This is a genomic window from Aminobacter carboxidus, from assembly GCF_014863355.1.
GTDB lineage: Bacteria > Pseudomonadota > Alphaproteobacteria > Rhizobiales > Rhizobiaceae > Aminobacter > Aminobacter carboxidus.
In genome coordinates this window covers 493,245-514,361 of sequence record NZ_JACZEP010000001.1, presented here as the reverse complement: position 1 = coordinate 514,361, position 21,117 = coordinate 493,245, and the positions used below count along the sequence as shown (strand labels likewise).

General features: G+C 62.4%; 20 protein-coding genes and 1 tRNA gene. 7 read left to right on the top strand and 14 right to left on the bottom strand.

What is annotated here, in order from left to right; genetic code table 11:
* Positions 1-371: 371 nt before the first annotated feature.
* Positions 372-1,115, bottom strand: coding sequence for an SDR family oxidoreductase (locus tag IHE39_RS02390; RefSeq protein WP_192565387.1), 744 nt, complete (start codon positions 1,113-1,115; stop codon positions 372-374).
* Positions 1,116-1,215: 100 nt separating this feature from the next.
* Between IHE39_RS02390 and IHE39_RS02385 the strand changes: the two genes are divergently transcribed.
* Positions 1,216-2,118 (top strand): AraC family transcriptional regulator, encoded by a 903-nt coding sequence (locus IHE39_RS02385; protein WP_192566021.1) that lies wholly within the window; start codon positions 1,216-1,218, stop codon positions 2,116-2,118.
* A gap of 53 nt (positions 2,119-2,171) precedes the next feature.
* Here IHE39_RS02385 and era read toward each other — a convergent pair whose 3' ends face one another.
* The 7 genes from era to rpoZ form a co-directional block, all read right to left on the bottom strand.
* Positions 2,172-3,068 (bottom strand): GTPase Era, encoded by an 897-nt coding sequence (gene era, locus IHE39_RS02380; protein WP_192566020.1) that lies wholly within the window; start codon positions 3,066-3,068, stop codon positions 2,172-2,174.
* Between the two features lie 29 nt (positions 3,069-3,097).
* Positions 3,098-3,820 carry a ribonuclease III gene (gene rnc, locus IHE39_RS02375; RefSeq protein ID WP_184769251.1) on the bottom strand — a complete coding sequence of 241 codons (723 nt, stop codon included), beginning with the start codon at positions 3,818-3,820 and terminating at the stop codon, positions 3,098-3,100.
* 2 nt (positions 3,821-3,822) lie between these two features.
* A complete protein-coding gene (gene lepB, locus IHE39_RS02370; RefSeq protein ID WP_184769252.1) occupies positions 3,823-4,569 on the bottom strand; it encodes a signal peptidase I in 747 nt (248 codons plus the stop codon).
* A 77-nt stretch (positions 4,570-4,646) separates the two neighbouring features.
* On the bottom strand, positions 4,647-5,063 hold the full coding sequence (gene acpS, locus IHE39_RS02365) for a holo-ACP synthase (protein WP_184769253.1): 417 nt from the start codon (positions 5,061-5,063) through the stop codon (positions 4,647-4,649).
* A 97-nt stretch (positions 5,064-5,160) separates the two neighbouring features.
* Positions 5,161-5,739, bottom strand: a complete 579-nt coding sequence (gene pyrE / locus IHE39_RS02360; protein WP_192565386.1) for an orotate phosphoribosyltransferase — start codon at positions 5,737-5,739, stop codon at positions 5,161-5,163.
* 131 nt (positions 5,740-5,870) lie between these two features.
* The gene (locus IHE39_RS02355; protein ID WP_192565385.1) at positions 5,871-8,105 is read right to left on the bottom strand and encodes a RelA/SpoT family protein; all 2,235 of its coding nucleotides are present in this window, start codon (positions 8,103-8,105) and stop codon (positions 5,871-5,873) included.
* Between the two features lie 269 nt (positions 8,106-8,374).
* Positions 8,375-8,770, bottom strand: a complete 396-nt coding sequence (rpoZ, locus tag IHE39_RS02350) for a DNA-directed RNA polymerase subunit omega (protein ID WP_184769255.1) — start codon at positions 8,768-8,770, stop codon at positions 8,375-8,377.
* Between the two features lie 276 nt (positions 8,771-9,046).
* On the opposite strand from rpoZ, the gene IHE39_RS02345 reads away from it, so the two are divergent.
* Together IHE39_RS02345 and IHE39_RS02340 are read left to right on the top strand one after the other, a co-directional pair.
* A complete protein-coding gene (locus tag IHE39_RS02345; protein WP_184769256.1) occupies positions 9,047-9,628 on the top strand; it encodes a LabA-like NYN domain-containing protein in 582 nt (193 codons plus the stop codon).
* Positions 9,628-10,293, top strand: coding sequence for a uracil-DNA glycosylase (locus IHE39_RS02340; protein ID WP_192565384.1), 666 nt, complete (start codon positions 9,628-9,630; stop codon positions 10,291-10,293). The genes IHE39_RS02345 and IHE39_RS02340 overlap by 1 nt, the downstream gene beginning before the upstream one ends.
* Positions 10,294-10,527: 234 nt before the next feature.
* On the opposite strand, the gene IHE39_RS02335 is transcribed toward IHE39_RS02340, so the two are convergent.
* From IHE39_RS02335 to dapA, 4 genes are all read right to left on the bottom strand, one after another.
* On the bottom strand, positions 10,528-10,749 hold the full coding sequence (locus tag IHE39_RS02335) for a hypothetical protein (protein WP_192565383.1): 222 nt from the start codon (positions 10,747-10,749) through the stop codon (positions 10,528-10,530).
* 418 nt (positions 10,750-11,167) lie between these two features.
* A complete protein-coding gene (locus IHE39_RS02330; RefSeq protein ID WP_192565382.1) occupies positions 11,168-11,386 on the bottom strand; it encodes a hypothetical protein in 219 nt (72 codons plus the stop codon).
* Positions 11,387-11,948: 562 nt separating this feature from the next.
* Positions 11,949-12,428: an SsrA-binding protein SmpB gene (gene smpB / locus IHE39_RS02325; RefSeq protein WP_184769260.1), complete on the bottom strand. Its 480-nt coding sequence runs from the start codon at positions 12,426-12,428 to the stop codon at positions 11,949-11,951.
* A gap of 234 nt (positions 12,429-12,662) precedes the next feature.
* Complete coding sequence (gene dapA, locus IHE39_RS02320) at positions 12,663-13,544, bottom strand: 4-hydroxy-tetrahydrodipicolinate synthase (RefSeq protein ID WP_192565381.1); 882 nt, start codon at positions 13,542-13,544, stop codon at positions 12,663-12,665.
* A gap of 231 nt (positions 13,545-13,775) precedes the next feature.
* On the opposite strand from dapA, the gene IHE39_RS02315 reads away from it, so the two are divergent.
* Positions 13,776-15,818, top strand: a complete 2,043-nt coding sequence (locus tag IHE39_RS02315) for a lytic transglycosylase domain-containing protein (protein ID WP_192565380.1) — start codon at positions 13,776-13,778, stop codon at positions 15,816-15,818.
* Positions 15,819-15,918: 100 nt separating this feature from the next.
* Positions 15,919-16,848 (top strand): alpha/beta fold hydrolase, encoded by a 930-nt coding sequence (locus tag IHE39_RS02310; RefSeq protein ID WP_192565379.1) that lies wholly within the window; start codon positions 15,919-15,921, stop codon positions 16,846-16,848.
* A gap of 202 nt (positions 16,849-17,050) precedes the next feature.
* On the opposite strand, the gene IHE39_RS02305 is transcribed toward IHE39_RS02310, so the two are convergent.
* Positions 17,051-18,028 (bottom strand): porin, encoded by a 978-nt coding sequence (locus tag IHE39_RS02305; protein WP_192565378.1) that lies wholly within the window; start codon positions 18,026-18,028, stop codon positions 17,051-17,053.
* A gap of 149 nt (positions 18,029-18,177) precedes the next feature.
* Positions 18,178-18,268, bottom strand: a tRNA-Ser gene (locus tag IHE39_RS02300).
* Between the two features lie 451 nt (positions 18,269-18,719).
* Here IHE39_RS02300 and IHE39_RS02295 point away from each other — a divergent pair.
* A complete protein-coding gene (locus IHE39_RS02295; RefSeq protein WP_192565377.1) occupies positions 18,720-19,778 on the top strand; it encodes a porin in 1,059 nt (352 codons plus the stop codon).
* Between the two features lie 317 nt (positions 19,779-20,095).
* Complete coding sequence (locus tag IHE39_RS02290) at positions 20,096-20,971, top strand: tyrosine-type recombinase/integrase (protein ID WP_246470721.1); 876 nt, start codon at positions 20,096-20,098, stop codon at positions 20,969-20,971.
* Positions 20,972-21,117: the final 146 nt, after the last annotated feature.

The following is a 21,117-nucleotide window of genomic DNA, read 5'->3' as shown; positions in this document are numbered from 1 at the left end:
TTGGCGAAACGGCGGCTTGCGCCGTCGCTCATGCGGTGGGCGTCGAGATGGTCTTTCGAGATGTCGACCCAGATGGTATCGTTGATCATCCTTCGCTTGTGCTGTGCTTGTCGTCCGCAGCCTGGCTGCGGGTATCCGTTCAGGCCTCAAGGGAAAGACGAGGGCGATCCAACTCTAGCTCGACCCGTCAAACGGTCAGCGTTTCACCGATCCGACCCTCGCCGCCGACGAGAGGGCTGGCACCCTCTCCCGGCGGTCCTTCTTCGCCCATTCGGCAGCGAAAGTCGTAAGACAAGCGTTTCTGCTTTTTATCTTGCTGTTTTTGCGCAGTTCCTGATGGAAAACCGCTTCACGCTTTTCCTGGAATTGCTCTAACTCGCCCGCGCCAGGGCCAACGCGTCCGGCCCAGCCGGAAAGCGCAGCTGTGCCGATGCATCGTTCGCGGCCAGCCACACGGCTTCGGCGACGTCGATCTCTTTCGTCACCAGTGCCGGCGTCGCAAAGCCGGCAAAGATCGGGCCAGCGAAGGCGGCATATGCCTCGGGGATGAGATCCTCGACGCGCAGTTCGGTGTTGTGGGCAAAGCGCGTGCTGGGCGCATAACCTGGTTCAACCAGTTTCACCCGCACGTCGAACGCGCCGAGTTCATGAGCCAGCGACCCGGTAAAGCCCTCGATCGCCGTCTTGCTTGCGGTGTAGGCGGCAGCGAGCGGCATCGGGGCAAGTGTTACGCTGGAGGTGACATTGACCACCACGCCTGCCCTGCGCGCCCGGAACTGCGGGATCATCGCCTGGGTCATCGCCATCACTCCGAAGGTGTTGGTCTCAAACAGCTTGCGCACATGCGCCATCGGCATCGCCTCGAAGGCGCCGACAAGGCCGATGCCGGCATTGTTGACGAGCACGTCGATCGGGCCGCTGGCGTCGAGCGCTGCGGCAATGCTCTCGTCATTGGTCACGTCGAGAGGCAGAACGTGCATCCGCTCCGAGCGCGGCAGGATGTCCTGGCGCGGATTGCGCATGGTGGCGACGACGTTCCAGCCCTGGGAATGAAAGTGGCGGGCGGTTTCGAGGCCATAGCCTGACGAGCAGCCGGTGATCAGTACGGTTTTCATGAACTTTCTTTCCTGATTGATGTTGACGCCATGAAAATACCGTCCAAAATCAGGACTATCATCAATCATGAGTACGCTATTCATTGGCAATAGTCCTGAAATGCCCGACCCCCTCGCCCAGGTCATCGAACTGCTCCAGCCGCGCACCGTGTTCTCCAAGGGGATCAGCGGCGCCGGACGTTGGGGCGTCCGCTATTCCGAGTTCGGCCAGCCCGGCTTCTGCGCCGTCATCGAAGGCAGTTGCCGCCTCGCCGTCGACGGCGAAGTGCCTGTTACACTCGAACAGGGCGACTTCGTGCTGTTGCCGGCGACCCCTGCCTTCACCATGTCCGGCTTCGAGCCGGTGACGCCGAGGCATATCGATCCCAAAACAACGCCGGTGCCGACGGAGGAGGTTCGCCACGGCCGACAGGACGGCCCGGCCGATGTCCGCCTGCTCGGCGGCTATTTCGTCTTCGGCTCGCCCGATGCGGCCCTGCTGGTGTCGCTGCTGCCGGCGATGGTCCACGTGCGCGGCGTCGAGCGGCTGTCGACGCTGGTGCGTCTCGTCGGCGAAGAAGCGAGCCAGCACAATGCCGGCCGCGATCTCGTGCTCGGCCGCCTCGTCGAAATCCTGCTGATCGAAGCGCTCAGGGCAAGCCGGGCAAAAGGCTCGCCGCCGGGCTTCCTGCGCGGGCTGGCCGATGCAAGGGTGTCAGGGGCGATACGGCAGATGCACAGTGATCCGCAGCGGCCGTGGACGGTGGTCGAACTCGCCGGCGTGGCCGGTCTGTCGCGCTCGGCCTTCTTTGACCGCTTCACGCGCACCGTCGGGCTGCGGCCTATGGAATATTTGCTCGCCTGGCGCATGGCGCTGGCGAAAAACCTGCTCGGCACCAAGGAGATCGCGCTCGACGAGGTCGCGCGGCGGGTCGGCTACGGCTCGGCCAGCACCTTCAGCACGGCCTTCAGCCGCCATGTCGGCCAATCGCCGGGCCGCTACGCGCGCAGCGACCGGGCGTGAAGAGGGATCTGAAAAAGCCGGGCTGACCGCTATGCGCTCAGCCCTGCCCCCGCCTAATGCGGGAAATCCAGCCCCATTTCGCGGTAGCGCTCGGGATCGTCGCCCCAGTTCTCGCGCACCTTGACGAACAGGAACAGGTGCACCTTCTGTTCCAGGATGCCGCCGATCTCCATGCGCGACGCCTGGCCGATGGCGCGGATGGTTTCGCCCTTGTGGCCGAGCACGATCTTCTTCTGGCTGTCGCGCTCGACGAAGATGACCTGCTGGATACGCACCGAACCGTCGGGCAGCTCTTCCCACTTCTCGGTCTCAATATGCGACGAGTAAGGCAGTTCTTGGTGCAGACGCAGATAGAGCTTTTCGCGGGTGATCTCGGCGGCGAGTTGGCGCATCGGCAGGTCGGAGATCTGATCTTCGGGGTAATACCACGGGCCTTCGGGCAGGCGCTTGGCCAGGAAGTCAAGCAGGTCCTTGCAGCCCGAACCGGTCAGCGCCGAAACCATGAAGGTGCGCTCGAAATTGACGCTCTCATTCGCCGTCGCCGTCAGCTTCAGCAGCTTTTCGGGATCGACCCGGTCGACCTTGTTGAGGATCAGCACCTTGGGCTGGCGCACGTCCTTTAGCCGTTCGAGGATGGCTGCGGCATCACCCTTGATGCCGCGCTCGGCATCGATCAGCACCAGGATCAGGTCGGCGTCCTTGGCCCCGCCCCAGGCTGTCGTCACCATCGCGGTGTCGAGCCGGCGCTTGGGCTTGAAGATGCCGGGCGTGTCGATGAACACGATCTGGGCGTTGTCGTGGGTGGCGATGCCGCGGACGATGGCGCGCGTCGTCTGCACCTTGTGGGTGACGATCGACACCTTGGCGCCGACAAGCTGGTTGACCAGCGTCGACTTGCCGGCATTCGGCGCGCCGATCAGCGCAACGAAGCCCGAACGGGTGGCACGCATTGCAGGCGTGGTGGTCTCAGGGGCATCAGTCACGATGCGGTCTCCTCGTTCTTCCATACGCCCTCACGCACCAAAAGGGCGGAGGCTGCGTTCTGCTCGGCCTCGCGCTTGGAGCGACCGGTACCGGTAGCGGGCAGAAATTTGCCGACCCGCACGCTCACCGAAAAGACGGGGTCGTGATCCGGGCCGGTGCGGCTTTCGATCTGGTAGGCAGGCACTGCTGTCGACGCCTGGTGCGCCCATTCCTGCAATTCGGTCTTGGGGTCGCGGCGGGCAGCGCCGGCGGCCTCGGCGCGTGGCTTCCAGTACTTATGAATAAAGCGCTTCGCGGCATCCAGTCCACCGTCGAGATAGATGACTGCGATCAGCGATTCCAGCGCATCTGCCCGCAGGTTGACGCGCTTGCGCTCGGCGAGATTGCGCACTTCCGAGCCGGCGCGGATCAGTTCGGCGAGGCCGATCTCGTCGGCGATCTGGGCCAGTGCCTCGGCATTGACCAGTGCGTTGAGGCGCACCGAAAGCTCGCCTTCGGGCGCATTGGGAAAGTCGGACAGCAGCATGTCGGCGACAGCGAGGCCCAGCACCCGGTCGCCCAGGAACTCGAAACGCTCATAGTCGACGCCGGCATTGGCGCTGCGTGCGCTGCCATGCGTCAGCGCCCGTTGCAGGCGCTGGTGATCGCGGAAGATATGGCCGGTGCGGAGTTGCAGCGCGTCGGCGAGTTCCGTGGCGGTGAGCCGTTTGCCTGCCATGCCTATCGGACGAAGTTGAACAGGCGCGAGGCGCGCATCTCGGTCGGCCACTTCCAGATTTCCAGCGGGCTTGCACCGCTGGCGATCGAGAAGAAGATGATGTTGGCGCGGCCGACGAGGTTTTCGCCCGGCACGAAGCCGACATTGAAGCGGCTGTCGGTCGAGTTGTCGCGGTTGTCGCCCATCATGAAGAAGTGGCCTTCGGGCACGATGAATTCACGCGTGTTGTCGCCGATCGAATCCGGCGTCAGATCGAGCGTGTCGTAGGAGACGCCATTCGGCAGCGTCTCGCGATAGACGTCGACCGGACGATTGACCTCGGTGACGTCAGGATTGTCGATCTGGCCGACCTTCTCGCGCGCCACGGCGGTGCCGTTGATATAGAGCTGGCCGTCCTTCATCTGGATGCGGTCACCGGGCAGGCCGACGACGCGCTTGATGTAGTCGAGCGACGGATTAGGCGGGAACTTGAAGACGACGACGTCGCCGCGCTCCGGATCCGAGCCGAAGACGCGGCCCGAAAACAGGTTTGGCGACAAAGGCAGCGAATAGCGCGAATAGCCATAGGCCCATTTGGTGACGAACAGATAGTCGCCCTCGAGCAGCGTCGGGCGCATCGAGCCCGACGGGATCGAGAACGGCTGGAACAGCAGCGTCCGGATCACCAGCGCCAGCAGCAGTGCCTGGACGATGACGCTCACGGTCTCGCCGAGCCCGCCAGACTTCTTCTGTTTTTCAGCCACGCTCATGTCGTCCTCGATTGTAGGTCGCGATGGGTATAAGGGCTCGCCGTCGCCGGGGCAATGTCTCAGCCGCCGCCAAAACCCTAAGATAGTGGCGGTTGTTCGACCGGCAGCGCCTCGATGATCACAAAGGCTTGCGCGAGCGGAAAATCGTCGGTGATCGTCAGGTGAACCACGGCGCGATGCCCTTCAGGCAGCATCGTCGCCAGCCTTTTTGCCGCTCCGCCGGACAGTTCCATCGTTGGCCTGCCGCCCGGCAGGTTGATCACGCCCATGTCGCGCCAGAACACGCCTTCTGATATGCCGCAGCCAAGCGCCTTGGAACAGGCCTCCTTGGCGGCGAAACGCTTGGCATAAGAGGCAATGCGCCCGCGCCGGCCTTCGGCACGTTCCTGCTCGACCTCGGTGAAGATGCGCTGGATGAAGCGCTCACCGTGGCGGACGATCGATTTTTCGATCCGCCTGATGTCGACCAGGTCGCTACCGATGCCGAGGATCATACTTTCCCCTCCACGCTGCCACGCCCAAGCTGCCGATCTTCCCCCTTGCGAGGGAGATGGCCGGCAGGCCAGAGAGGGGTGGCCGGGTGCACCATTCCTAGATGTTCCGGCTGCCGGGCTTGATCGCCGGGATCGCCGCCAGCTCCGGCGGCAGTTGGTCGGCCGGATAGGCCGGAACCTCGTATTCGGCGAGCGCCACCAGCGGCACGCCAACGTCGCTCTTGCCGGCCGAACGGTCGATGATGCAGGCAGCCGCCACGACCTCGGCGCCAAGCTCGCTCAGGCACGCGATGGTCTCGCGGATCGATAGGCCGGTGGTCACGATGTCCTCGACGATGACGACGCGTGCGCCCTTTTCGATCTCGAAGCGGCGCAGCCGGAACGTGCCCTGCTCGCGCTCGACCCAGATCGCCGGCACCTTGAGATGCCTTGACGTCTCATAGGCAGGGATCAGCCCGCCGATCGCCGGTCCGACGACATAGTCGATGTCGCCCGCAACTTCGGCACGGATCTTGTCGGCCAGCGCCTTGCACAATGCTTCGGTCTTGTCGGCATGCATGAAGACGCGTGCCTTCTGCAGGAACACCGGGCTGCGCAGGCCCGACGTCAGGATGAAATGGCCTTCGAGCACGGCGCCCGCCGAGCGGAAAATGTCGAGAACGTCTTTTGTCTGCATCGTCGTCTTTCCTCGTCGTCAGTCCAGCGCGCTATAGCATGATCCCGAAAAGTGGTGACCGGTTTTCGGAAAAGATCATGCTACAACAAAAAGATAGAGCCCCATTCCGATTCATCGGAATGTAATAGGCTCTAGCCATTGACGCGGCGGGCATCACTGACACTGGAGTTGTCCTTGAGCTGGGAGATCAGCCGGTTCAGGTGCTTCAGATCCCAGACTTCGAGATCGAGCAACATTTCGGTGAAGTCGGGCGCTGTGCGGATCATCGACAGCGTGTGGATGTTGGCGTCGTTGGCCGCCACCACCTGGGCAATGTCGGCGAGCGAGCCCGGCGCGTTGATCGCGGTAACCGAAAGCCGCGCTGGAAAGCGCTCCTTCGAGCCTTCGTCGAGGTCCCAGCGCACGTCGATCCAGCGCTCCGGCTGGTCGTCGAAGGCCATCAGCGACGGCGACTGGATCGGATAGATGGTGATGCCCGAGCCCGGCTGCATGATGCCGACGATACGGTCGCCCGGGACCGCGCCTTCGGGCGCGAAGCGCACCGGCAGGTCGCCGCTGACGCCGCGGATCGGCACGGCGCTGCCTTGCGCCCTTTGCTCCTTTCGCGGCGGGGTCGACGAGCGCCCGGGGATCTGGAACAGCATGCCGGCCGCGTTGCGGATCTTCGACCAGCCCTCTTCGCGCGGCTTGGCGGCGGCGGGCGTGACGCGCTCTTCCTTGTAGTCGGGGAAGACGGCACGGACGACGTCGTTGGACGACAGCTCGCCACGGCCGACGGACGCCAGCACGTCCTCGATGTCCTTGCGCGCCAGCCGGTGCAGCACCGACTTCAGGCTGTCCTTGGAGAATTTCTTGCCGGCGCGCTCGAAGGCGCGTTCGAGGATGCGGGCGCCGAGGCCCGAATACTGCTTGCGGATGGCATTTTTGGTGGCACGGCGGATCGCCGAGCGCGCCTTGCCGGTGACGACGATCGATTCCCACGCCGCCGGCGGCACCTGTGCCTTGGAGCGGATGATCTCGACCTCGTCGCCGTTCTTGAGCTCGGTCATCAGCGGCATCACCCGGCCGTTGACCTTGGCGCCAACGCAGGTGTCGCCGACGTCGGTGTGCACGGCATAAGCGAAGTCGATTGGCGTCGCGCCACGCGGCAGCGCGATCAGCATGCCCTTGGGCGTGAAGCAGAAGACCTGGTCCTGGAACAGCTCGAGCTTGGTGTTTTCGAGGAAATCCTCGGGATTATCGCCCTCGGCGAGTTGCTCGATCGTCCGCCTCAGCCAGCCATAGGCGTTGGTTTCCTTGGAGATGGTGTGGCCACCGCCATTGGTCTTGCCGGCATTGTCCTTGTAGATCGAATGCGCGGCGACGCCATATTCGGCGATCTTGTTCATCTCGCGGGTGCGGATCTGCAGCTCGATGCGCTGGCGCGACGGACCAACTATTGTGGTGTGGATCGAACGGTAGTCGTTCTGCTTCGGCGTCGAGATGTAGTCCTTGAACCGCCCCGGCACCATCGACCAGGTCGTATGGATGGCCCCCAGCGCGCGGTAGCAGTCCTCGACGCCGTCGACGACGACGCGGAAGCCGAAGATGTCGGACAGCTGCTCGAACGACAGCGCCTTGGTCTCCATCTTGCGGAACACCGACCACGGCTTCTTCTGCCTGCTCTTCACCGTCGCCTTGATGTCGTACTTCTCGAACTGCGCCGACAGCGCCTTTTCGATGTCGGCAAGCACGCCCATGCTGCGCTCCGACATCTCCGCCAACCGCTCGGTGACGGTGCGGTACGCCTCGGGATTGATGTAGCGGAAGGCGAGTTCCTCGAGCTCCTCGCGCATGCCCTGCATGCCCATGCGACCGGCCAACGGCGCATAGATGTCCATCGTCTCTTCGGCGATGCGCTGGCGCTTGCTGTCGGGCACATGGTGCAGCGTGCGCATGTTGTGCAGCCGGTCGGCGAGTTTGACCAGCAAAACGCGCACGTCCTCGGAGATCGCAAGCAACAGCTTGCGCAGGTTCTCCGCCTGCTCGGCCTTCTTGGAGACGAGGTCGAGCTTCTTGAGCTTGGTCAGGCCCTCGACCAGCCGGCCGATGTCGGGACCAAACAGCTCGTCGATCTCGGCGCGCGTGGCACTGGTGTCCTCGATGGTGTCATGCAGAAGCGCGACCGCGATTGTCGCCTCATCGAGATGCATGTCGGTGAGGATCGCCGCCACTTCGAGTGGATGCGAAAAATAGGGATCGCCCGAGGCGCGCTTCTGATGGCCATGCTTTTGCATGGCATAGACATAGGCCTTGTTGAGCAGTGCCTCGTTGACGTCAGGCTTGTAGCGCTGGACGCGCTCGACAAGCTCATACTGACGCATCATGGGCGGCTTCCCGGAACTCGAAATGAATCATGCGCCGCAAGGGCTTGCGACGCATGTCATAGATAAACACTGATGTGGCGGCGCGGAAGTGCCGATTGGCCGGTTTGGCGCGCGTTTTAGCGCGACGCGAGACCTTTTTGAGAATTCGCCCTGCCGAGTCAGATGGCGTGGCTTGCGAGAACCGGAGCGGAGCGGACTTTCGGTCCGTGAGCACCGGAAGCGGAGAAAGCCGCGTCAGGTGGCCGGCAGGGTAGAATTCTCAGCAGGTCTCAGTAGTCGTCGCTCTTTTCGGGCGCCACCAGGCTCTCGATGCCGGCGAGCAGGTCTTCTTCCGACATGCGGTCGAAGTTGATGTTTTCTTCGGCTTCGTCGGCGTCGACGGCGGAAGCAGTGGTCTGGTCCGCCGGCTCGGGAGCTTCCGGCTCCGGCTCGTCGACTTCGACATGCTTCTGCAGCGAATGGATCAGGTCTTCCTTGAGATCGTCGGGCGACAGCATCTCGTCGGCGATTTCGCGCAGCGCCACGACAGGGTTCTTGTCGTTGTCGCGCGGCAGCGTGATCTGCGCGCCCTGCGAGATCTGGCGGGCGCGGTGGCCGGCGAGCAACACCAGCTCAAAGCGGTTGTCGACCTTGTCAATGCAGTCTTCAACGGTTACGCGGGCCATGAAATGCCCCTTTCATGCATGGATTTGACGGAAAGCTGACGCGTGCCATAACCTGAACGGCCACGCAATTCAAGCATCAAGCCTGCTTTGCCACCGAAGCGTCGGAATCCGGACAGCCGTCCACAAACGATTATTTTACTGCTCAGCCCCTGCCCCCCCTTGGAATGACTCAACGCGAGCGATATTTGCCGCAATGGGGTAAGTCATTGATTTGGGGGAACGGGCGCTCGGTTCAGCGTATTTGGCGTCAGCCTATTTCAACAAGGAAATTTTCCTATGTTTGATCCTCGCGAGAAAATCGCACTTTTTATCGACGGAGCTAATCTCTACGCCACTTCGCGCTCCCTCGGCTTCGACATCGACTACCGAAAACTGCTTTCCAGCTTCCAGAAGCGTGGCTACCTGCTGCGCGCCTATTATTACACCGCATTGGTCGAAGACCAGGAATACTCCTCGATCCGCCCGCTGATCGACTGGCTCGATTATAACGGCTTCAAGGTCGTCACCAAGCCGGCCAAAGAGTTCACCGACGCCACCGGACGGCGCAAGATCAAGGGCAACATGGACATCGAGCTGACAGTCGATGCGCTCGAGCTCGCCGATGTCGTCGACCATTACGTCATCTTCTCCGGCGACGGCGATTTCCGCACGCTGGTGGAAGCGCTGCAGCGCCGCGGCCGCAAGGTTTCGGTGATCTCGACCATGGCCTCGCAGCCACCAATGATCTCGGACGACCTGCGCCGTCAGGCCGACCATTTCATCGACCTGATGACGCTGAAGGCCGAGATCGGCCGCGAGCCTTCCGAACGTCCGGCGCGCAAGGTCGACCCGGTCGAACCTCCAGCCCAAGACATTTGATGCCCAGTCTCCAGCCAGCCCTGACGGTCGATCCCGACCGGGATTGTCCGCTTTGCCCGCGCCTGCACGATTTTATCGCGAGCTGGCGCGCCCGCGAGCCGGGCTGGTACAACGCGCCCGTCCGCTCCTTCCTTCCTCCCGAAGGCGAAGAGGCGGTGCGTTTCCTGATCGTCGGATTGGCACCGGGTGTGCGCGGGGCCAACCGCACCGGTCGCCCGTTCACCGGCGACTATGCCGGCGAGCTGCTCTATTCGACGCTGAAGCGCTTCGGCATGGCCCGCGGCGAGTTCGAGGCGCGGCCCGACGACAGCCTCGAACTGATCGGCACGGCGATCACCAATGCGGTGCGCTGCGTGCCGCCAGACAACAAGCCGGTGGGTGCAGAGATCAACACCTGCCGCACCTTCCTGGTGCCGACCATCGCGCGCTTTCCCAACCTGAAGGCGATCCTGACGCTCGGCTCGATCGGCCACCAGTCGACGGTGCGGGCGCTCGGCGCGCGCGTCGCGGCGGTGCCGTTCAAGCACGGTGCCCGTTGCGACGTCGGCGATCTCGCGGTGTTTTCGAGCTATCACTGTTCGCGCTACAACACCAATACGGGCGTGCTGACGGAAGAGATGTTCGTCAACGTATTCCGTGACGTAGCCGAATTCCTGCAGAAATAGTTTCCGCGCAGCCCGGCTCTTCGCCGTTACGTTTCCCATAAAAAGGCCCGGTTGCGCTGTGGGGCGACAACCGGGCAAGGGGCACTTGGCAAATGGAGCGGCTGGCTTCTCGCGGCGAAGCGTCAGCCGTGAGGTCACGGGAGCGGCATCCCGAACGGCAATTTCGCCTGCGGCCGATCGAAAGCGGCCTTCGGCAAGGATCATGCTCAATCAGGATTAGAACCCGCCCAAATCTCAGCGGCGATCGAAAAACGAACTCTTTCCCGGGCCTTTGCTACTTGAGGCACCACCCTTGGTTGGCTTGTCGTTACCCTTGACCAGCAGGATCGCCCCGCCCTTTGTCGTCTGGCTGCTCAGCGCAGGCTTGGACACTGTCTTTGCCGCCATCGGTGCTGCGGCGAATGCCGCCGGCGACAGCATCAGCCCTGCCATTGCTGCTATCATGATCGTCTTCATTGGTTCACCTCCTTCATTGGCCATCCGGCCGTCGCGTGACGCAAATGGCACCGCCCCCGCTTGGTGCCGGACCACGCCTGCGCCAAAAACGCGGTCTGCACGGAGAAATGGAAGCAAACTCGGGACTTTGGCATACGGCAGATGCCGTATTTCGACGCCGGCCAGGCCTGGATTGCGGCGACTTGGTTAGCCGATGGTTTACGGAAAACTTGCCTTGCCCCGGCTTGCCGCCAGTGAAAAAGCCCGGTTGCGCTGTGGGGCGACAACCGGGCAAGGGGCACTTGGCAAATGGAACGGCTGGCTGCGGCGCCAGCCGCAAGGTTCTGGTCAGGCCATCATCCATCTTGAGGACGGCACGGCTTGGCAAATGCCCGAGCCGGCCAACCACTCGGATTGGATGATCCCCTCAGTGACAGCCTCAACCGGCAAAGCCCTTGCCCGCCATGAAGCCTTTGCCGCGCGGAATGGAGATGGTTCCGGTACGATTGGGTCCGGCGGCCAGCAGAACGGCTCCGTCTTTTGTAGCCTGGCTGGTGGCAACGGCGTTTGAGGCCGCGTTTGCCGCAACTGGCACCGCGGCAAATGCCGCCGGCGCCAACATCAGCGACACCGCCGTTGCTATCAAGATCGTCTTCATCGATGTGTTCCTTTCACCGGATGTCCGGCCCAAGACGCTCTGGCGCCGCCTCCGGTGCCGAACCACGCGGCGCCAAATCGTGGTCTGCGCCGAGAAATGACCGAAAGACGCCGATTTTGGCATACGGCAAATGGCGTATTTCGACAGCCGCTGAAGGCCGATTCGAGGCGTTGGTTAACTCACGTTTGCACCGACCTTCGCACCCCAGGATTGGCCCGGTCGCGCTCCTTCGCACCCCCCTCTGGCCTGCCGGCCATCTCCCCCACAAGGAGGGAGATTAATCTCGTCGCCGCCGGCGCTCATCCTGTGATGCCGCAAGGATTAGCCTTGCTACGTCGATGATTGGGCGAGGCGCCGACGCAGGCGTAATCTCCCTCCTTGCGGGGGAGATGGCCGGCAGGCCAGAGGGGGGTGCGAAGGATCGGGACACAGAAGGTCGGCGTCGCAGGACACCATCGCCCATCAATAGGTGCCTGGTCTCGCTGCGCTCGCCCAGGATGACGAGCGCTCATCCGCCCTGCTGTCAATCTTCTCCAACTTGGAGAAAAAGGATAAGCGCTCCCTAGCCGCGTTCCTTGAGCAACCGGCCCTTTTCGCGATTCCAGTCGCGCTGCTTTTCGGTTTCGCGCTTGTCGTGCAGCTTCTTGCCGCGGCTGACGGCGAGCAGCATCTTGGCCATGCCGCGGTCGTTGAAATAGATCTTGAGCGGAATCAGCGTCATGCCTTCACGCTCGATGCTCTGGGCGAGCTTGGCCATTTCGCGCTTGTTGACCAGCAGCTTGCGGCGGCGGCGTGTCTCGTGGTTGAAGCGGTTGGCCTGCAGATATTCCGGCACGTAGGAATTGATCAGCCACAGCTCCCCGCCCTCGAACGAGGCATAGGAGTCCTGGATGTTGGCTTGCCCCAGGCGCAGCGCCTTGACCTCGGTGCCGCTCAGCACCAGGCCGGCCTCGAGCGTGTCGAGAACCTCATAGTTGAAGCGCGCCTTGCGGTTTTCCGCGGCGACCTTGTTGTTGGGGTCGGATTTCTTGCCCTGGCTCATGACGTCGCTACGTGTTTGGTGCGGCCTTCACGGCTTGCCGTTCGGGTTTCGAGCCTCGGGATGGGGAAGCAGCACACATCCAAAATCATGCGCGAATGGCGCAACATGATTTCAGCTGCGGTTGCTGATTTCCTTCATCGCGAAGTGCGAAGCCGAAGGGCGAGCCTCGAAGGAGGCACAATTCCTAGAGCGCTTACATGGCTGCGAAGTGGCAATTCCGCAACCCTTGGGCACTCAGTTGATGAGGCCGGCAAACTTCATCGCCGCATCGATCTTCTCGGCGGTCGACTGCTCGATCGTCACCAGCGGCGAGCGCAGCACGTTTTCGATACGGCCAAGGCGCGACAGCGCGTATTTCGCGCCCGAAGCGCCCGGCTCGATGAAGATCGCCTTGTGCAGCGGCATCAGGCGGTCCTGCAGTTCGAGCGCCTTGTCCTTGTCGCCGGCCAGGCTGGCGATCTGGAACTCGGCGCACAGACGCGGCGCGACATTCGAGGTGACCGAGATGGCGCCGACGCCGCCATGCGCGTTGAAGCCGAGGGCCGAAGCGTCCTCGCCCGAGAGCTGGATGAAGTCCGTGCCGCAGGTGATGCGCTGTTCGGAGACACGCTCGACCTTGCCGGTCGCGTCCTTGACGCCGGCGATGTTCTTGAAGTCGTGGGCCAGGCGGCCCATCGTCTCCGGCATCATGTCGATGATCGAACGCGGCGGGATGTTGTAGATGATGACAGGCAGCGTCGTTGCCTGGGCAACGGCGGCGAAATGCGCATAAAGGCCGCGCTGCGTCGGCTTGTTGTAATAGGGCGTGACGACGAGGACGGCGTCCGCGCCGACGCTCTCGGCATACTTGACCAGGCCGACGGCCTCTTCGGTGTTGTTCGAGCCGGCGCCGGCTATGACGGGCACGCGGCCGCGGGCAACCTCGACGCACATCTTCACGACATGGCGGTGCTCGTCATGGGTCAGCGTCGGCGACTCGCCTGTCGTGCCGACCGGAACGAGACCCGTGGTGCCTTCGGCGATCTGCCATTCGACGAGTTCGCGAAAGGCTTTCTCGTCGAGACGGCCATTCTTTTCGAATGGTGTCACGAGCGCGGTAAGTGAGCCTCTCAGCATGTCGTCCAACTCCAGGAACCCTACGGTTTCGCGGTCATTTTGATGTCGCCGGCTTTCTAGCCGAAAGCAGGGCCGCGCACCATAGTCTCGACACCAATTTGCGGCAAGTGTGGCCGCACCCTATATCGGGCCGAATCGAACGACCGCGCTAACCTTTCATTAACCCGCTCTTCACCACATGAACCTAGGCTCGAAAGCCCCGCTCCTGATCGTAAGCTGCAAGGATAAGGAATGACCAAGATCATTCCGGCTGCCAGGCCGCATCATATTGCGCTGTTGAGCGCCTTCATTGCCCTGGCACCCCTCCCCGCCGGGAGCTCTGCGCTCGACCCGCAGGCAACGTCGGCCATCCCGTTTGCCTCGATCGGCAAGGCAGATGCGGCCCGCGCCGCCTTCGGCGCCATCGACCAGCTCAAGAGCGGGCTCGACGCCCTGTCGAGCGGCGATCTGGCGCAGGCGCGTGCCGTGCGCGACGCCTTGCCCGCAACCGCGCTCGACCGCCACATCCTGATGTGGGCGATCGCCCTCAATGGCGGCGACCAGGTGCCGAGCGCCGATATCGCGGCCGCAGCACGGGCCCTGCCCGGCTGGCCCGGGCTCGCCACGCTTCGCCGCAACAGCGAACGTGCCATGGCGCGCGAAGCGCCAGGTCCCAACGTCGTCGTGCAGGCCTTTGCCGGCAGCGAGCCGCAGACGATCGAAGGCGCGCTGTTGCTCGCCCGCGCCCAGATGCAGCTCGGCAATGCCAAGGTGGCACTGGCCACGTTGCTGCCCTACTGGCGCAATGAAAAGCTAGACGCCAAATACGAGCTCGCCGTCCTCAAGGATTTTGGCGGCCTGATCCCCGTCGCCGACCATCGCATTCGCATGGAGCGGATGCTTTATGCCGACCGGGTGAATTCCGCTGCCCGCGTCGCCGACCTTGCCGGAGCAAAGCCGCTGGCTGACGCCTGGGCAGCCGTCATCAAGGGCGACAAGAAGGCGGCAGCACTGCTCGACGCGGTTCCCACAAGCCAGCGGTCGGCCGGCTATGTCTTTGCCAAGGCGCGTCTTCTGCGCAAGCAGGAGAAGTTCACCGAAGCCGCAGCCGTCATGCTCAAGGCGCCGAAGGACCGCGCCAGCCTGATCGACCCCGACAGCTGGTGGGTCGAACGCCGCGTGCTTTCGCGCGAACTGCTCGACAAGGGCGACGCCAGGACTGCCTACCGGATCGCCGCAGCACACTCGGCCGAAAACGCAACGAATGCCGCCGATGCCGAATTCCACGCCGGCTGGTATGCGCTGCGCGGTCTCAACGACGCCAAGCTGGCTGCGGGCCATTTCGAGCGCATCGCCAAGATCGCCGGCAGCCCGATCTCGCTGTCGCGGGCTTATTACTGGCTCGGCCGCTCGGCCGAGGCAGGTGGGCCCGGCAATGCCAAGGACTATTTCGCCCGCGCCGCCACCTATGGCACCAGCTTCTACGGCCAGCTTGCCGCCGAACGAATCGGCCGCAAGGCGCTCAACGTCGCCTATCCCGCGCCGACCGCTGCCGACCGCCAGACATTTGCCGGCCGCGAAGCCGTCAGCGCGATCACCCGGCTCGAGGGCGCCGGCTACCCGGCATACGCCGAGATGCTCTATCGCGATCTCGCCTCGCAGCTGAACAGCCCGGGCGAACTGGCGCTGCTCGCGGTCATGGCCGAGAAGCAGGACAACCACTATCTGGCCCTGCGCGTCGGCAAGATCGCCGCCCAGCGTGGCCTCGACGTCGGCGCCTTGTCGCATCCGATCGGGGTCATTCCCGGCTCGGCCAATATTTCAGGCTCGGGCAAAGCGCTGGCCTACGCCATCGCGCGTCAGGAAAGCGAGTTCAAGGTCTCGGCCGTCTCAAGCGCCGGCGCGCGTGGACTGCTGCAGCTGATGCCGGGGACGGCTAAGGATCTCGCGAAAAAGGCCGGCATGGCCTTTTCGCAGGAACGCCTGACCTCTGACGCCGGCTACAACGCCACCTTGGGGGCGAGCTTCCTTGGCGAGCAGCTCGGCCGCTTCAACGGCTCCTATGTGCTGACCTTCGCCGGCTATAATGCCGGCCCGCGCCGCGCCGACCAGTGGATCGCGCGCTACGGCGACCCGCGTGGCAAGGACGTCGACACCGTCGTCGACTGGATCGAGCGCATCCCCTACGCGGAGACGCGCAGCTACGTCCAGCGCGTGATGGAGAACTATCAGGTCTACAAGATGCGGCTGTCGGGCAGCTACGACATCAATGGCGACCTGGTGAACGGCCGCTGACATCTGCCCTGCCCCGCGCCCGCAATTGACCTCCCCCGACCGCCCCGGTAGCTAGTTCGGGCCGGTGCAGCAGGCACGTATGCCATGGGGGATGCAATTGGTGGCCAGCGAAGACGGCTATTCGGACTTCTTTTATGCGTCTCATGACGGCCTGAAGCTGCATGCGCGAATCTATGGCACCGAGGCAGACTATGGCCCAGCCGCTCACCCCGGCAACTGCCCGGTCGTCTGTCTGCCCGGCCTGACCCGCAACGCCAGGGATTTCCACAATCTGGCGCTCCACCTCGCCAACGCTCCCGAAAAGCCGCGCCGAATCATATGCTTCGACTATCGCGGAAGGGGACGGTCGGCCTACGACTCGAATTGGCAGAACTATAATGTCGGGGTCGAAGCAGCCGACGTCATCGCCGGCCTCAACGCACTCGGCGTCGGCCAAGCGGCCTTCATCGGTACGTCGCGCGGCGGCCTGATCATCCATGTGCTCACGATGATGCGCCCTGCCCTGATCAAGGCGGTGGTGCTCAACGACATCGGCCCGGTGATCGAGACGGCAGGCCTTGCCCATATCAGCTCATATCTGGGGAATGCCCCTCGCCCGGCTGACTTCACGGAGGCTGTCCGGATTCAAAAAGACGTCCATGGCGAGGCGTTTCCGGCGTTGTCGGATGCCGACTGGCACCGCTTCGTCCACGCCATCTATCGCGACGAGGCGGGCACGCCGGTCGCCGATTACGACCCGGCCCTGCTCAACACCGTGCTGGCGATGGATCTCACCCGGCCATTGCCTGATCTCTGGCCGCAGTTCGAAGCGCTTGCATCCGTGCCGGTGCTGACGATCCGCGGCGCCAACTCGCGGCTGCTGTCAGCGGAAACGCTCGAAGAGATGCGCCGGCGTCATCCTCGCTTCGAAGCGATCACCGTCGAAGGCCAAGGCCACGCGCCGCTTCTGGAGACGGGAAACCTGCCGGCGACGATCGCAGCCTTTCTGCGAGAAGCAGACACTGCGACGGCCTTTTCCGCAAAAGCCTGACCGGCTTGCCGGCCTGATCAGCGATCGGGCTGGCCTCGCAGCTAGACTGCCGACAGCAGACGGATTGCAAGGCACATTGGGCAAATTGCTAACGGCTCGCCTTGAGAGCCGCGATGCGCCGCGTTGTCTGACATACAAGACGACAGCACAAAAAACCCGGCGGTTGCCCGCCGGGTTTTCCTTAAATCAGCTTGTGAGCTGATTAGAACGAAGCGTCGAGACGCAGGAAGCCCGAGAAAGCGCCGTCGGCGTAGCTTTCGCCGTCGTTGTAGTTGACTGCCAGCTTGGCGGTCAGGTTCTCGACGACCGTGTAGTCGACAACTGCGCCGATGGCCCAGTCGTTGTTGCCGAGGACGACAGCCGGAGCGGCGTCTTCGAAGCGGTCACCGAAGTACTGACCACCGGCACCGATCGCCAGCTTCTCGCTGACCTGGTACTTGGCGTAGCCGCCGACCGACCACTCGTAGCCGATGCCGTAGAAGCTGAGGCCCGAGTTGTAGCTTGCCAGGGCCTCGAGAGTGAGGGCGTCGGTTGCCTTGAACTTGGCAACACCCTTCACTGCGTATTCTTCAGCGGTCGCGTCGTAGGCAGCAAACAGGTCCACGCTACCCCAGCCCTGAGCGATCGACACCTTGCCGGCGACGTTCGGGGTGTAGTCGTAGTTGGTGTCAGCTTCTTCGAGCGACACCGACACTGCGATGCCGTTGCCGGCGTCGAAGGTGTAACGGATCTGGTTGATGAAGTCGCCGCCGCCCTTGTCGAACTCGCCCGACAGCGCACCGTCGAAGAGGGTGTCGTTGCGGCCGATCATCAGGCCACCGAGTTCGAAGTAGGCATAACGCAGGGTCATGCTGCCTGCGTTCGAAATCGAGGTCTCGATATAACGCTTGAACGTACCGTACTCGGTCTCCGAACGGGCATCGAGCTTCAGACGAGCCGTCGTGGTCTTCTTCCAGCCGTCGTCGTTGTCGGTCCAGTCGATCTGGTAACGAACGAGGCCGCCGATCTTGAGGCAGGTCTCGGTGCCGGGGATGTAGTAGAAGCCCGCGCCGTAAACGTCGCAGATGCGGACGTATTCCATGGGTTCCGGCTCAGCGACGACGACAGCGTCGGCCGCACGAGCGCCGGAGACTGCGAGCAGAGCCGCAGCGGAGCCGAGAAGAAGGCTCTTAATGTTCATTTTCTGACCTCCAGTCAGAATCGCGACTGAAGATCGAGAAATGAGAACGCAAAGCCGCGATTAAACGGTTCGTGCAGCCCGACGGCGATGCCGCAAGCGATTGAAATCTCTGGAGGTTCAGCGGTTTTTGGAAGGAGATGGAATTGGGCTGGCGGAGAGGATGGGATTCGAACCCACGAGAAGCTTTTGACCTCTACTCCCTTAGCAGGGGAGCGCCTTCGACCACTCGGCCACCTCTCCGTTGCGCCGCTGGATAAAGAAAAGGCGCGGCACAATCAACAAGTCATTCTACATATCGGCGGGAAAAAGCGTCGCCTGGTGATCTCAATGAACGAATCGTCCGCGAAGCCGAGCTCTTGGGGAATCGGATCACCCACGATTCTGCGGCACGAGAACTCAAGCCCAGTCCGCACCAGGCACAAAAGCTGCGCTCGAATGGCTCCATATCTTAATGACTTCTTTATAGGGGGCATCAAATCGTGTCATTTGTGCAACATGGCCCGGCGATAGAGCGTTCCGAGGGCCTTGCCGATTGCGTTGGTTGTTGAACCGCGGCGGCTCATGGGTAATGTCGGGGTCGAAGAGGGAGCGCGGTGCGCATCTTTTTCAAACGGGGATGGGGCAGGGAACGCTGTCCTTCAGCAAAAAATACCCAGACCCTCTTTTGAAACTTTTGACTGGAGGTCAGAAAATGAACATTAAGAGCCTTCTTCTCGGCTCCGCTGCGGCTCTGCTCGCAGTCTCCGGCGCTCGTGCGGCCGACGCTGTCGTCGTCGCTGAGCCGGAACCCATGGAATACGTCCGCATCTGCGACGTTTACGGCGCGGGCTTCTACTACATCCCCGGCACCGAGACCTGCCTCAAGATCGGCGGCCTCGTTCGTTACCAGATCAACTTCGACGATCAGGATGAAGGTTGGCGCAAGGCAACCACCGCTCGTGTGAACCTCGACGCTCGTTCCGAGACTGAATACGGCACGTTCCGTCGCTTCATTGAACTGAACTTTTCCAACGATGGTGGCGAATTTGGTGTTCTTAACACCGTCACTGGCTACCGTCCGTACTCCGACGCTTCCAGCTTCGGCATTCGTTATGCGTTCTTCGAACTCGGCGGCCTGATGGTCGGCCGTAACGACACGCTGTGGGACGGTGCCCTTTCGGGTGAGTTCGATGCCGGCGGCGGCGACTTCATCAACTCGATTCGCTACACCTTCGACGCCGGCAACGGCATCGCGGTTTCGGTGGCTCTCGAAGAAGAAGACAACAACTTCGACTACGTGCCGCTGGTTGTCGGCAAGGTCTCGATCGCTCAGGGCTGGGGTTCGGTCGACCTGTTCGCCGCCTATGACGATCGCTTCTCGGAGTTCGCTCTGAAGGGCACTGCCAAGATCAAGGCAACCGACGCTCTGACGCTCGAGCTGCTCGCAGCTTACGAGTCGGGTGCTACCTGGTTCGGTCTTGCTAACTTCTACGCTGGCTACGAATGGTCGGTCGGTGGCTACCTGAAGTATGCCGTCAACGACCGCCTGACTGTTGGCGCTGGCGCTCAGTACTTTGCTGACAGCCACTTCGGCAACTTCATCACCAACACCACCACCGAGGTCGGCAACGACGATTGGTCGATTGGTGCGGTCATCGACTACAAGATCGTCGAGAACCTGAACGCCAAGCTGGCAGTCAATTACGACGACGGCGACAGCTTCACGGACGGTTCGTTCAACGGCTTCCTCCGTCTCGACGCCTCGTTCTAATCGACTGACGTCGTAAGGCATAAGGCGGCCCGGGTTTCGCAAGAGACCCGGGCCGTTTTTCTACCAGCCGCATGCGCTGGGATATCGAGCCAAACGGAGGACGAGCAACGACAGTGTATGGCGCGTGGTGCTGAGGCCAGGATTGATATTTCCCCCTGCCCTGATCGTCACGAACCGAAAGCTTTTACCGTCAGCTTGCCGGTTGCCCCGTCGTAGAGTAGCGTTTGGCTGCTTTTCGCCGCAGGGTTGCCGGAATTTTCATGAAGAAAGCAACTTCAAAGGACCACATTGTGAGCGGCCATCACTCTGCCGCCCTGATGACGAATTGCAAGGTAACGTACAATTTCAATAGCGTTAAAGAAGTAAAGTCATTCAGGGTCATAGACCTTTTTATATCTTATAAAGACATTCTTTGGGACGACGGTAAGCACAAATACAACGTCAGCTCCTTCATTGGTGAGATCGACGAGATTCTACTTGGCGAACGCTTCAGTGCTTTTTCCCAAGAGACGCTCGACGGCCTGACAGGCTCCCTGCGCCAACGCGGTAACAGCAACGCGACCATCAATCGAAAGATGGCCGCTTTGAGTAAACTACTGCGCAAGGCCTATAAAATGGGAGATATCCATAGCCTGCCCGAGTTCCGCCGCCAGAAGGAGCGGGCGGGGCGAATCCGCTTTCTCGAACTCGAGGAAGAAGACAGGCTTTTTGCTGCCATCAAGGCCAAGAGCGAAGACGCCTACCGTCTTTCGGTATTCCTGGTCGACACCGGCTGCCGCCTCGGCGAGGCGATCGGGCTGATCTGGAACGACATCCAGGACACCCGCGTCAGCTTCTGGATCACCAAATCCGGGCGCAGCCGCACGATTCCCCTGACAGGGCGGGCCAGAGAAACCACCAAATGGCCGGCTGAGCGTGGACCGCGTCCGAAAGGACCGTTCGCCATGCTGACACAGCCGCAATTCCGGGCCATCTGGAACGAAGCCAAGGCTGAGGTCGGCTTGGGCGCCGATGACCAGGTGGTGCCGCATATCCTGCGCCACACCTGCGCTTCACGACTCGTCCAGGGCGGCATCGACATCCGACGCGTGCAGATGTGGCTCGGGCACCAGACACTGTCGATGACGATGCGTTACGCGCATTTGGCGACAAACGATCTCGACCGCTGCGTGGTGGTGCTGGAGCGGCACTGAAGACGCGATTCGCTAGCGGATGCGCTATGCGCATCTCGCGACCAACGGCCTCGACGGCGTACCGAAGCGGCGCTGGAGATGCGATTCGTTGGCGCCACGGCAGCCTGCGGCAAACTTGAGCGGCATGGGACCAGCACGAGGTTCAT

Bases quoted from the DNA above. Each gene is read 5' to 3' on its own strand.
- IHE39_RS02355 (WP_192565385.1), bottom strand. From the start codon at position 8,105: ATGATGCGTCAGTATGAGCTTGTCGAGCGCGTCCAGCGCTACAAGCCT.
- IHE39_RS02305 (WP_192565378.1), bottom strand. From the start codon at position 18,028: ATGAACATTAAGAGCCTTCTTCTCGGCTCCGCTGCGGCTCTGCTCGCA.
- IHE39_RS02295 (WP_192565377.1), top strand. From the start codon at position 18,720: ATGAACATTAAGAGCCTTCTTCTCGGCTCCGCTGCGGCTCTGCTCGCA.
- rpoZ (WP_184769255.1), bottom strand. From the start codon at position 8,770: ATGGCCCGCGTAACCGTTGAAGACTGCATTGACAAGGTCGACAACCGC.
- IHE39_RS02385 (WP_192566021.1), top strand. From the start codon at position 1,216: ATGCCCGACCCCCTCGCCCAGGTCATCGAACTGCTCCAGCCGCGCACC.
- IHE39_RS02340 (WP_192565384.1), top strand. From the start codon at position 9,628: ATGCCCAGTCTCCAGCCAGCCCTGACGGTCGATCCCGACCGGGATTGT.
- era (WP_192566020.1), bottom strand. From the start codon at position 3,068: ATGCGTGCCACCCGTTCGGGCTTCGTTGCGCTGATCGGCGCGCCGAAT.
- acpS (WP_184769253.1), bottom strand. From the start codon at position 5,063: ATGATCCTCGGCATCGGTAGCGACCTGGTCGACATCAGGCGGATCGAA.
- rnc (WP_184769251.1), bottom strand. From the start codon at position 3,820: ATGGCAGGCAAACGGCTCACCGCCACGGAACTCGCCGACGCGCTGCAA.
- dapA (WP_192565381.1), bottom strand. From the start codon at position 13,544: ATGCTGAGAGGCTCACTTACCGCGCTCGTGACACCATTCGAAAAGAAT.
- IHE39_RS02345 (WP_184769256.1), top strand. From the start codon at position 9,047: ATGTTTGATCCTCGCGAGAAAATCGCACTTTTTATCGACGGAGCTAAT.
- lepB (WP_184769252.1), bottom strand. From the start codon at position 4,569: ATGAGCGTGGCTGAAAAACAGAAGAAGTCTGGCGGGCTCGGCGAGACC.
- IHE39_RS02390 (WP_192565387.1), bottom strand. From the start codon at position 1,115: ATGAAAACCGTACTGATCACCGGCTGCTCGTCAGGCTATGGCCTCGAA.
- smpB (WP_184769260.1), bottom strand. From the start codon at position 12,428: ATGAGCCAGGGCAAGAAATCCGACCCCAACAACAAGGTCGCCGCGGAA.
- IHE39_RS02315 (WP_192565380.1), top strand. From the start codon at position 13,776: ATGACCAAGATCATTCCGGCTGCCAGGCCGCATCATATTGCGCTGTTG.
- pyrE (WP_192565386.1), bottom strand. From the start codon at position 5,739: ATGCAGACAAAAGACGTTCTCGACATTTTCCGCTCGGCGGGCGCCGTG.
- IHE39_RS02290 (WP_246470721.1), top strand. From the start codon at position 20,096: ATGACGAATTGCAAGGTAACGTACAATTTCAATAGCGTTAAAGAAGTA.
- IHE39_RS02330 (WP_192565382.1), bottom strand. From the start codon at position 11,386: ATGAAGACGATCTTGATAGCAACGGCGGTGTCGCTGATGTTGGCGCCG.
- IHE39_RS02335 (WP_192565383.1), bottom strand. From the start codon at position 10,749: ATGAAGACGATCATGATAGCAGCAATGGCAGGGCTGATGCTGTCGCCG.